The 9,383-nt window shown below is 72.8% G+C and carries 11 protein-coding genes; 6 read left to right on the forward strand and 5 right to left on the reverse strand.

The window, feature by feature from the left end:
* Window positions 1-9 precede the first annotated feature (9 nt).
* Window positions 10-312, reverse strand: coding sequence for a DUF4235 domain-containing protein (locus tag ACF08B_RS03125; RefSeq protein WP_392315777.1), 303 nt, complete (start codon window positions 310-312; stop codon window positions 10-12).
* 51 nt (window positions 313-363) lie between these two features.
* On the reverse strand, window positions 364-1,380 hold the full coding sequence (locus tag ACF08B_RS03130; protein WP_392315778.1) for a glutathione S-transferase family protein: 1,017 nt from the start codon (window positions 1,378-1,380) through the stop codon (window positions 364-366).
* A 219-nt stretch (window positions 1,381-1,599) separates the two neighbouring features.
* Between ACF08B_RS03130 and ACF08B_RS03135 the strand changes: the two genes are divergently transcribed.
* On the forward strand, window positions 1,600-2,613 hold the full coding sequence (locus ACF08B_RS03135; RefSeq protein WP_392316030.1) for a cation diffusion facilitator family transporter: 1,014 nt from the start codon (window positions 1,600-1,602) through the stop codon (window positions 2,611-2,613).
* A gap of 81 nt (window positions 2,614-2,694) precedes the next feature.
* Here ACF08B_RS03135 and ACF08B_RS03140 read toward each other — a convergent pair whose 3' ends face one another.
* The gene (locus tag ACF08B_RS03140) at window positions 2,695-3,144 is read right to left on the reverse strand and encodes a nitroreductase family deazaflavin-dependent oxidoreductase (RefSeq protein WP_392315779.1); all 450 of its coding nucleotides are present in this window, start codon (window positions 3,142-3,144) and stop codon (window positions 2,695-2,697) included.
* A 302-nt stretch (window positions 3,145-3,446) separates the two neighbouring features.
* On the opposite strand from ACF08B_RS03140, the gene ACF08B_RS03145 reads away from it, so the two are divergent.
* The 3 genes from ACF08B_RS03145 to ACF08B_RS03155 are packed head-to-tail and all read left to right on the forward strand — an operon-like array spanning window position 3,447 to window position 5,468.
* Complete coding sequence (locus ACF08B_RS03145) at window positions 3,447-4,676, forward strand: cytochrome P450 (RefSeq protein ID WP_392315780.1); 1,230 nt, start codon at window positions 3,447-3,449, stop codon at window positions 4,674-4,676.
* Between the two features lie 12 nt (window positions 4,677-4,688).
* A complete protein-coding gene (locus ACF08B_RS03150) occupies window positions 4,689-4,889 on the forward strand; it encodes a ferredoxin (protein ID WP_392315781.1) in 201 nt (66 codons plus the stop codon).
* 45 nt (window positions 4,890-4,934) lie between these two features.
* Complete coding sequence (locus ACF08B_RS03155; protein ID WP_392315782.1) at window positions 4,935-5,468, forward strand: flavoprotein; 534 nt, start codon at window positions 4,935-4,937, stop codon at window positions 5,466-5,468.
* 43 nt (window positions 5,469-5,511) lie between these two features.
* On the opposite strand, the gene ACF08B_RS03160 is transcribed toward ACF08B_RS03155, so the two are convergent.
* Window positions 5,512-6,318: an endo alpha-1,4 polygalactosaminidase gene (locus tag ACF08B_RS03160; RefSeq protein WP_392315783.1), complete on the reverse strand. Its 807-nt coding sequence runs from the start codon at window positions 6,316-6,318 to the stop codon at window positions 5,512-5,514.
* Between the two features lie 184 nt (window positions 6,319-6,502).
* Between ACF08B_RS03160 and ACF08B_RS03165 the strand changes: the two genes are divergently transcribed.
* Window positions 6,503-7,471: an aldo/keto reductase gene (locus tag ACF08B_RS03165; protein WP_392315784.1), complete on the forward strand. Its 969-nt coding sequence runs from the start codon at window positions 6,503-6,505 to the stop codon at window positions 7,469-7,471.
* A gap of 4 nt (window positions 7,472-7,475) precedes the next feature.
* Here the strand turns inward: ACF08B_RS03165 and ACF08B_RS03170 are convergent, their stop codons facing one another.
* Window positions 7,476-8,297, reverse strand: coding sequence for a phytanoyl-CoA dioxygenase family protein (locus ACF08B_RS03170; RefSeq protein WP_392315785.1), 822 nt, complete (start codon window positions 8,295-8,297; stop codon window positions 7,476-7,478).
* Window positions 8,298-8,360: 63 nt separating this feature from the next.
* On the opposite strand from ACF08B_RS03170, the gene ACF08B_RS03175 reads away from it, so the two are divergent.
* Window positions 8,361-9,260, forward strand: coding sequence for a helix-turn-helix domain-containing protein (locus tag ACF08B_RS03175; protein ID WP_392315786.1), 900 nt, complete (start codon window positions 8,361-8,363; stop codon window positions 9,258-9,260).
* The last annotated feature ends 123 nt before the right edge of the window (window positions 9,261-9,383 follow it).

Below are 9,383 nucleotides of genomic sequence, written 5' to 3' on the forward strand. Positions count from 1 at the left end.
GCGCGAGGCTCAGTCCCGGCCGCCCTTGTCGGACGACGGCCACACACCCGTCGACCGCTCGATGGCCTTCGCGCCCGTGCGGTCCACGGCGCTGCGCACCACCGCGAAGATCGCGCCCTGGACCGCCGCCGCCAGCAGGATCTCGCCCCAGCCCCGGTCCGGGTCCAGGGCGTCCGGAGCGTCGTCCTCGTGCCGGATCGCCTTCCACGCCTGCCGGAACGCCATGCCGGCCAGCGCGCCGCCCGCCCAGCTGAGCGCGAACCCGACCGGCTTGTAGGCGAGAGGGAGTTTGTTCTTCTTGTTCTTGGCCATGTCTGACTCCTTCCTCGTCATGCCGCCCTCATGTTCCTCGTCGGGCCGTCTTCATGCGGGCCGTCCCTCCGGAGCGACTCGTTCGCCCTTGGGCACCGGACCCGGCGCCGTACCGTCGCCGAACGGCCGGCCGCCCAGCTCCTCCCGGTGATGGGGGCTCAGCCAACCGGCGAGATCGGGGCCGAGCGGCACGATGCCGGTGGGGTTGATGCCGCTGTGCACCTGGTAGTAGTGCCGCTTGATGTGGTCGAAGTCGACGGTGTCGCCGAACCCGGGCGTCTGGAACAGGTCCCTGGCGTAGGCCCACAGCACCCGGTTCTCGGCCAGCTTCCAGCGGTTGCACTTGAAGTGGCCGTGGTAGACGGCGTCGAACCGGACCAGCGTGGTGAACAGCCGGACGTCCGCCTCGGTGAGGGTGTCGCCGACCAGGTACCGCTGCCCGGCCAGCCGCTCCGCCAGCAGTTCCAGCCGCCGGAACAGCGCCGTGCACGCCTCCTCGTACTGCTTCTGCTCGTTGGCGAACCCGGCCCGGTACACCCCGTTGTTGACGTCCCGGTAGACGTCGGCCATCACCTCGTCGATCTCGTCGCGCCGGGACGCCGGGTACAGGTCCGGCGCGCCGTCCCGGTGCAGGGACGTCCACTCGGTCGCCAGGTCCAGGGTGAGCTGCTGGTAGTCGTTGGTGACCAGCCGCCCGCTCGGGACGTCCACGACCGCGGGCACGCTCACCCCGCCCGGGTAGTCCGTCTCCCGGCGGTCGTAGGCCTCGCTCAGGAAGCGGATGCCGAGCACCGGGTCGCGGCCCTCCGGATCCAGGGTGAACCGCCAGCTGCGGTCGTCCTGGATCGGGTCGGCCACCGCCATCGGCAGGGCGTCCTCCAGACCGAGCAGCCGGCGCGAGACCACCGCCCGGCTCGCCCACGGACAGGCACGGGAGACCACCAGCCGGTACCGGCCCGCCGTCACCGGCCAGCCGTCCCGGCCGTCGGCGGTGATGCGGTCCGTGAAATGGCTTCTTGACCTGGAGAACGTCGTGTGGCCGTATGCGCTGTTGCCGTCGCCGCCCATCGCTCCTCCTCGCGGGCCGGGGGCTTTCGGTGCAACGCGTTCCCCGTTTTCGGCCGGTCGCACGGTGTGATCCGCAGCCACGGGGGCAGTCGGCGAAGGGTGAGTGGGACATCCTCGGAACGGGAGACGGCCGCACGGACGGCCGAGGAGCACGACACGGCACCCGAGCGCCCCCCGGCGCCCGGCGAGGCCGGGAGGCCGGACGGCACGGGCGGGGACGTGGGAGCGGCGCCGGACGGCGGCACGGCCGCGGCGGACGGCGGCACGGGCCCCTCGAAGGACGACCGGCACACCAAGGTGACCGTCCTCGTGGCGCTGGCCGCCAACCTGGTCATCGCCGTGGCCAAGGCCGTGGGCGGTGTCCTCGCCGGCTCGCCCGCGCTGCTGTCGGAGGCCGCGCACTCGGTCGCCGACAGCCTCAACGAGGTGTTCCTGCTGGCCGCGCTGCGCCGCAGCCGCCGCCCCGCCGACGAGCGGCACCCCTTCGGCTACGGCAAGGAGCGCTTCTTCTGGTCGCTCCTCGCGGCCGTCGGCATCTTCGTCATGGGCGGCTGCTTCTCCTTCTTCCAGGGCTTCGAGGCGCTGCACGCGAACACCGAGGAGAAGTTCAGCGGCTACGTGGCCGGACTGATCGTGCTCGGTGTGGCCCTGCTCGCCGAGGGCGCCTCGCTGCTGCGCGCCCTGCACCAGGTGCGCCGGCAGGTCGGGGGGCTCGGTGCGATGCGCGACCCCGCCCTGCGCACCGTGGTCGCCGAGGACGGCACGGCGGTCCTCGGCGTGACCCTCGCGATCATCGGAATGGCCCTGCACATGGTGACGGGGCAGGTGGTCTGGGAGGCGTCCGCCTCGCTGGCCATCGGTGTCCTGCTGGTCTACGTCGCCTACCGGCTCGGCCGCGACGCCCGCGACCAGCTCATCGGTGAGGCCGCCGACCCGGAGCAGAGCGGAAGGATCCGGTCGCTGCTCGACGCGCAGCCCGAGATCGACAGCGTGGAGGCGCTGTTCACCATGAAGATGGGCCTCGACTCCACCCTGGTGGCCGCGCGCATCGACCTGATGCCGGGGCTGGACAGCGAGCGGGTGGAAGAGGTGTCCGTCCGCATCAAGCGGTCCCTGTCCCGGACCTTCCCGGAGGCCGACCAGATCTTCCTCGACGTGACCGACCGCACCGACGGCGACGCACGGGAAACACAGAAGGGCCCCGCCGCGACGGGGGAACGCGGCGGGGCCTGAACCACGGGTGCCCGCCCGGAACCCGCTTCACACATCCGGCGGGCACGGATTTCTCCGCGACGGACGGGCACCGCACCCCGCTCAGTGCGCGCCGGTGCGCTCCAGCACGAAGACGGGGATCTCCCGTGACGTCTTCTCCTGGTAGTCGGCGTACGGCGGGTAGGCGGCGACGGCCCGCTCCCACCACTCGGCCTTCTCCTGCCCGGTGACCTCGCGGGCCCGCATGTCCTGCTTGACCGGGCCGTCCTGCAGCTCGACGTGCGGGTCGGCCTTGACGTTGAAGTACCAGACCGGATGCGTGGGCGCCCCGCCCTGGGAGGCGACCACGGCGTACGCGCCGTCGTGCTCCACCCGCATCAGCGGGGTCTTGCGGATCTTCCCGCTCTTCGCACCCCGGGTGGTCAGCAGGATCACCGGCAGCCCGGTGTCGAGCAGGGTCGTGCCCCGCGTCCCGCCGGAGCTCTCGTACAGCTCGACCTGCTCGCGCACCCACTGGGCCGGGCTGGGCTCGTACTCGCCCTCAAGAGGCATGGAATCGGTCTCCTTCGTCGGTCCGACCTGCGTCCGTCACCAGTTTTGACATCCGTGACCCGGGAATCATCCGTTACGCGGGTCGCTTCGGCCGACCGGGTGACGCCTCCCCGGGGTGGTCACCCCTGCCGACCGGGCCCGTCCCCGCACCGGGACCTGGCCGGTTCCGGACCCCGCGGGCTCCGCCCTTCGGCCAGATCCCGCGGATCACCGAAGTGGCCGAACTTGCCGTCGCCCCTTAGGTGCCCGGGGCATCTAATGAAGATCGGCACGACGCACTTCTTCGTCTGCGAGGTCTTTCCATGACGGAACTGACGGACAGCACCGGCCCGGCGACCGCGGCCGCCCCCGTCGCCTTCCCCCAGGACCGCACCTGCCCCTACCACCCGCCCACCGGGTACGACCCGTTGCGCGACGGACGATCCCTGTCGCGCGTCACCCTCTACGACGGCCGCGAGGTGTGGCTGGTCACCGCACAGGCCACCGCCCGCTCCCTGCTCGCCGACTCCCGCCTCTCCACCGACCGCAGCCACCCCGGCTTCCCCATCCCCACGGAACGCTTCGCGGGCGCCCGGGACCGGCGGGTGGCCCTGCTCGGGGCGGACGACCCCGAACACCAACGGCAGCGGCGGATGATGATCCCGTCGTTCACCGTCAAACGGGCGGTCGCCCTGCGGCCCTGGATCCAGCGGATCGTGGACGAGCTGCTGGACGCCATGATCGCGCAGGGCCCGCCCGCCGAACTGGTCTCCGCCTTCGCGCTGCCGGTGCCCTCGACGGTGATCTGCGGCCTGCTCGGAGTGCCGTACGCCGACCACACGTTCTTCGAGGAGCAGTCCCGCAGGCTGCTGCGCGGGCCGACGGCCGCCGACACCCAGGACGCCCGCGACCGTCTGGAGGAGTACCTCGGCGGGCTGATCGACCGGAAGGCCGAGGCGGCCGGCCCGGGCGACGGCATCCTCGACGACCTCGTCCACCACCAGCTCCGCGACGGCACGCTGGAGCGCGCCGAACTCCTGTCCCTTGCCCTCATCCTGCTGGTCGCGGGCCACGAGACGACCGCCAACATGATCTCCCTGGGCACCTACACCCTGCTGCGGCACCCCGCCCGCCTCGCCGAGCTGCGCGCCGACCCCGAACTGCTGCCCACCGTCGTGGAGGAGCTCCTGCGGATGCTGTCGATCGCCGAGGGGCTGGCACGCGTGGCCCTGGAGGACATCGATGTCGAGGGCACCACGATCCGGGCCGGGGAGGGCGTGCTCTTCTCGACCTCCGTGATCAACCGGGACGCCTCCCTCTACGAGGAGCCCGACAGCCTGGACTTCCACCGCTCCGTCCGCCGCCACGTGGCGTTCGGCTTCGGCATCCACCAGTGCCTCGGCCAGAACCTGGCCCGGGTGGAGCTGGAGATCGCCCTCGGCGGCCTGCTGGCCCGGCTGCCCGGGCTGCGGCTGGCCGCGCCCGCCGAGGAGATTCCCTGGAAACCCGGCGACACGATCCAGGGGATGCTGGAACTCCCCGTGACCTGGTAAGAGGCTCAAGCCATGCACATCGAGATCGACAGGGACGTCTGCATCGGCGCGGGACAGTGCGCGCTGGCCGCGCCGCGCGTGTTCACCCAGGACGACGACGGATACAGCACGCTGCTGCCCGGCCGCGAGGACGGCGCGGGCGACGCGATGGTCCGCGAGGCCGTACGCGCCTGCCCGGTACACGCCATCACCCTGCCGGAGACCGCCGGCTGACCGCCCGCCGGGCCGCTGCCCCGGCACCCTCAGTAGGGTTCCCGGATGACCGAACGCACCGAGAAGCCCTTCCTGTACGTCGTCGTCTGCGCGGCCGGGATCGCCTCGGGCGTGCCCGAGCTGATCCGCGCCGCCCAGGCACGGGACTGGGCGGTCGGGGTCATCGCCACACCGGTCGCGATGGGCGGGTTCTTCGACGCCGACGCGGTCGAGGCGCGCACCGGCCGGCCCGTCCGGTCGGCGTGGCGCTCCCCGGCCGATCCCCGCCCGTTCCCGCCCCCGGACGCCGTGGTGGTGGCGCCCGCCACCTTCAACACCCTCAACAAGTGGGCCGCCGGCCTCGCCGACACCCTCGCCGTCGGCACCCTGTGCGAGGCCGCGGGCCTGGGCGTGCCGATCGCCGTGCTGCCCTGCGTGGCCGACGCGCTGGCCGCCCATCCCGCCTACCGGGAGAGCCTGACCCGGCTGCGCGGGATGGGCGTGCGCTTCGGCGAGCCCTTCACCGGCGAACCCGGACCGGACGGCGGGCACCCGCGGTTCGCCTGGGAACGGGCACTGGACCTGCTGGACGCGGCCTGACGGGAGAACGGCGGCGATCGTGTGCCGGCCCGGCGGGCGTGGGCTAGCGCGTCCTGCGGACGTACCCCGCGCTGCCCGGTGTGGAGACGTCCCGGTCGCGGCGGACGATGCTCAGCCGGCCGCCCCAGTGGGCGAGGGCCGAGCGCAGGCCGCCGTCGGTGTACTCGATGTCCACGACCCGGTCGTCGAACGCCTTCGCGTACACCCCGCACTCGTCGTACTGCCCGCACTCCTCCGCCACCGCGAAGTCCAGCCCGGCGCGCTCGCTCCGCCCGGCCAGTTCGGCGGTGTTCTTCTGCGCGACGGCCAGGTGCCGGGTGTGCGCGTGCCGGGAGACCAGCGCCATGAACGCGGTGGCGTCCCGCGCGGTGAGCAGGCCGTCGGAGCGGGTGTAGCTGTCGTAGTTGTCCGGCTCGACGGCGTCGAAACCCTTCTCCGCGCAGCCGTCGACCCACCGGCCGACCCGCCGCGCCACCCGCTCCCGCTTCTGCGGGGTGCGCAGGTCGAGCAGCGGCTCGTGCCAGTCCTCGTCGATGACGACCCGGCCGCGCGCGTCGCGCAGGAGCAGGTCGGCCGGCCAGGACGCGCGCTCGGCGGGCTGGGCCTGGAAGGCGTTGACGTAGCAGATGTTGTACAGACCCGGCGCGGGGGAGTCGGACCGGTCGCGGCTGACGATCCGCACGCCCTTCGGCGGGGGATAGGCGCCGCCGATCTGGTAGTCGAACCCGGCGCCGCGCGGCGGCAGCCGCACCGCGGCGGGCGCGGCCGGTCCGCCCTTCCCGTCACCGCCGAAACCGCACCCGGAAAGGAGCGGGACGGTGACGGCCAGAGCGGCCCACAGGGCACCCACGGACGTCCGGGAGACCGTGGCGCGAGAAGCACCCTTCGGGGGCAAGTCTGCTCCGTCCTGCCCACGCCGGGCGGCGCGGCACGTGTCAGGATCAAATCGCCCGCGCGCGCACACCGTCAAATCGGCGCCGGACCGGGTCGTAGGCTCGGCGGTGACCATCGTCCCGAAGGCAGGAGCAGCAACGATGCAGTACGTGAAGCTCGGTTCGACGGGCCTGGACGTCTCGCGGATCTGTCTGGGCTGCATGACCTACGGACTTCCGGACCGCGGTACGCACGAATGGACCCTCGACGAGGAGGCCTCCCGCCCGCTCATCCGGCAGGCGCTGGAGGCCGGCGTCAACTTCTTCGACACCGCGAACGTCTACTCCGACGGCACCAGCGAGGAGATCGTCGGCAGGGCCCTGCGCGAGTTCGCGAACCGCGACGAGATCGTGCTGGCCACCAAGGTCAACGGCCGGATGCGGCCCGGCCCGAACGGCGCCGGACTGTCCCGCAAGGCCATCATGAGCGAGATCGACCACAGCCTGCGCCGGCTCGGCACCGACTACGTCGACCTCTACCAGATCCACCGCTACGACCACGCGACCCCCGTCGAGGAGACGATGGAGGCGCTGCACGACCTGGTCAAGGCGGGCAAGGTCCGTTACATCGGGGCGAGTTCGATGTACGCGTGGGAGTTCTCCAAGGCGCAGTACACCGCCGAGCGGCACGGCTGGACGAGGTTCGCGACCATGCAGAACCACTACAACCTGCTCTACCGCGAGGAGGAGCGGGAGATGCTGCCGCTCTGCGCGGACCAGGGCGTCGGCGTGCTGCCGTGGAGCCCGCTCGCCCGCGGCCGGCTGACCCGCGAGTGGGGCGAGGTCACCGAGCGCAGCGCCACCGACGACTTCGGCGGCCGCCTGTACCTGGAGAGCGACCGCGCCATCGTCGAGACCGTCACCCGCATCGCCGGCGACCGGGGCGTGCCCCGCGCCCAGGTGGCCCTCGCCTGGCTGCTGCACCAGGACACGGTCGCCGCGCCGATCGTCGGCGCCGCCAGGCCGCAGCACCTCCAGGACGCGGTGGCCGCCGTCGAACTCCGCCTGAGCGAGAAGGAGATCGAGGAGCTGGAGCGGCCCTACACCCCGCGCGCCATCAGCGGCCACTGATCCGTCAGTGCGGTCCGTGCGGCGCGAACTCCGTGCCGCACGGACCGGCGCCCCCGCTCTCCGCCAGCTCCACCCGCTCCCCGGACATGGTGAGCGTCCGGTAGTACGCCCCGATGCGCAGGGCCGAGCGGCCCACGTAGTGCCCGATGAACGAGCGCCGGAAGCGGTCCGCGCTCGGGTTGGGCCCCGAGCCGTGCACCAGGCTGCCGTTGAAGAACAGCACGTCGCCCGGGCCCAGTTCGACGGGCACCGCCACCAGACCGGGCGGCGGCGGAACGTACTCGCGGGCGAACGACAGCTCCGCGTCGGCCTCTTCGGGGCAGAACAGGTCCATCCGGTGGGTTCCCGGCACCACTTCCAGGCCGCCGTTGCCGCGGTCGATGGGCTCGCAGGCCACCCACGCGGCCACGCACGTGCCCGGCTCGGCCCGCAGGTAGAAGTTGTCCTGGTGCAGCGCCTGCCCACGCGCACCCGGCGGTTTGAAGTAGAACATGCTCTGCGCGGCCAGCACCTCCTCCCCGAACAGCACCTCCAGCACGGCCCGCAGACGGGAGTCCAGGAGGAACTCGCGTGCCAGGGCGTTGAACTCGTGCGGCTGCATCACCCGCGGGAACCTGCGCAGCGGATCGGACGCGGCCGGTTCGGGCGCGAAGTGGCCGGGCACGGCTCCGGCCGCGTGCAGCGCGGCGAACTCGGCACACAGCAGCCGGACTTCGCCGCGGCGGAACAGCCCGCGCACGACGGTGAATCCGTCCTCGGCGAAGCGCCGTCGCAGCGTCTCCCGCCCGACGGGGGCACCCGGGGCGCCGTTGTCCGTGGCCGTCATGGATCCACCCCTCGCGTCCGCCGTCCTCTTCCGTCACGCTAGGCCGAGCCGCCCGACGGGAGGATGACCGTGCGTGCCGAGAACCTGCCCGTGACTGCCACGCCCGGCGACCCGTCGCCGCCGCCCGGCCTCGTGGTGACCGGCCGCTACGACCAGGGGCCGGGTTACGGCGTCAACCGGCCCCAGGGATCGTTGAGCTGGCTGTTCACCTTCACCACCGGCGGGCGCGGCCAGATCCGCCAGGGCACCGCCCGCGCCCGGCCCCGAGCCGGGGACCTGGTGGTCCTGGCCCCCGGTGTCGGACACCGCTACACCGTCGCGCCGGATGCCGGGCACTGGCGGTTCTGGTGGGCGCACTGCCAGGCCCGGCCGGCCTGGACGTCCTGGCTGGCGCCCCACGCCCGCGCCGACGGCCTGTACGCGGTCCCGGTCCGGTCCGGCCCCCTGCGCCGGCGGGTCGAGGCCGCGTTCGGCCGGATGGCCGCCGACTCCCGGGGGCCAGCCGCGAAGCCGCCGCACGGACCGGACCCGGTGGTCGTGGCGGAGGGCAGCCTGACCCGGGAACTGGCGCTGTGCGCACTGGAGGAGGTCGTCCTGCTCGCCGCCGCCGGCGCCCGACCGGCCGCAGGCGAGGTGGGTGCCGACGCCCGGGTGCGCCGCGCCGAGGAGCTGATCGCCGCCGACCCCGGCGCCCCGCACACCGTACGGTCGCTCGCCGCAGGCGTTGCCCTCTCCCCTTCCCGGTTCGCCCATCTGTTCACCCTGCGGACCGGCCGGTCCCCGATGCGGGCCGTGCGCGAGGCACGGCTGCGGCACGCGGCACGGCTGCTGGAGGTCACCGACCTGACGGTGGAACGGGTGGCCGCGGCCGCCGGGTTCCCGAGCCCGTTCCACTTCAGCCGGGTCTTCCGGACGCGCTACGGCGTACCGCCCGGCGCCTACCGGGCGAGGGCGCGGCCGTAAATGAGGGAAAGGGATTTCATCGACGAAATGTCAATAGGCAATGCGCTCTCCCGGAATGGCGATAATCTTGTTCCGGTGTGCGGAGCTGTGTAAAAATGCGCGCTGTCGGTGCGCGGTCGCGAA

Source organism: Streptomyces sp. NPDC015139, assembly GCF_043079785.1.
GTDB lineage: Bacteria > Actinomycetota > Actinomycetes > Streptomycetales > Streptomycetaceae > Streptomyces > Streptomyces albidocamelliae.

What these genes read in the sequence shown, in the direction of transcription:
- ACF08B_RS03175 (WP_392315786.1), top strand. Translation starts at nt 8,361, where the DNA reads ATGACCGTGCGTGCCGAGAACCTGCCCGTGACTGCCACGCCCGGCGAC.
- ACF08B_RS03165 (WP_392315784.1), top strand. Translation starts at nt 6,503, where the DNA reads ATGCAGTACGTGAAGCTCGGTTCGACGGGCCTGGACGTCTCGCGGATC.
- ACF08B_RS03140 (WP_392315779.1), bottom strand. Translation starts at nt 3,144, where the DNA reads ATGCCTCTTGAGGGCGAGTACGAGCCCAGCCCGGCCCAGTGGGTGCGC.
- ACF08B_RS03145 (WP_392315780.1), top strand. Translation starts at nt 3,447, where the DNA reads ATGACGGAACTGACGGACAGCACCGGCCCGGCGACCGCGGCCGCCCCC.
- ACF08B_RS03130 (WP_392315778.1), bottom strand. Translation starts at nt 1,380, where the DNA reads ATGGGCGGCGACGGCAACAGCGCATACGGCCACACGACGTTCTCCAGG.
- ACF08B_RS03150 (WP_392315781.1), top strand. Translation starts at nt 4,689, where the DNA reads ATGCACATCGAGATCGACAGGGACGTCTGCATCGGCGCGGGACAGTGC.
- ACF08B_RS03170 (WP_392315785.1), bottom strand. Translation starts at nt 8,297, where the DNA reads ATGACGGCCACGGACAACGGCGCCCCGGGTGCCCCCGTCGGGCGGGAG.
- ACF08B_RS03155 (WP_392315782.1), top strand. Translation starts at nt 4,935, where the DNA reads ATGACCGAACGCACCGAGAAGCCCTTCCTGTACGTCGTCGTCTGCGCG.
- ACF08B_RS03125 (WP_392315777.1), bottom strand. Translation starts at nt 312, where the DNA reads ATGGCCAAGAACAAGAAGAACAAACTCCCTCTCGCCTACAAGCCGGTC.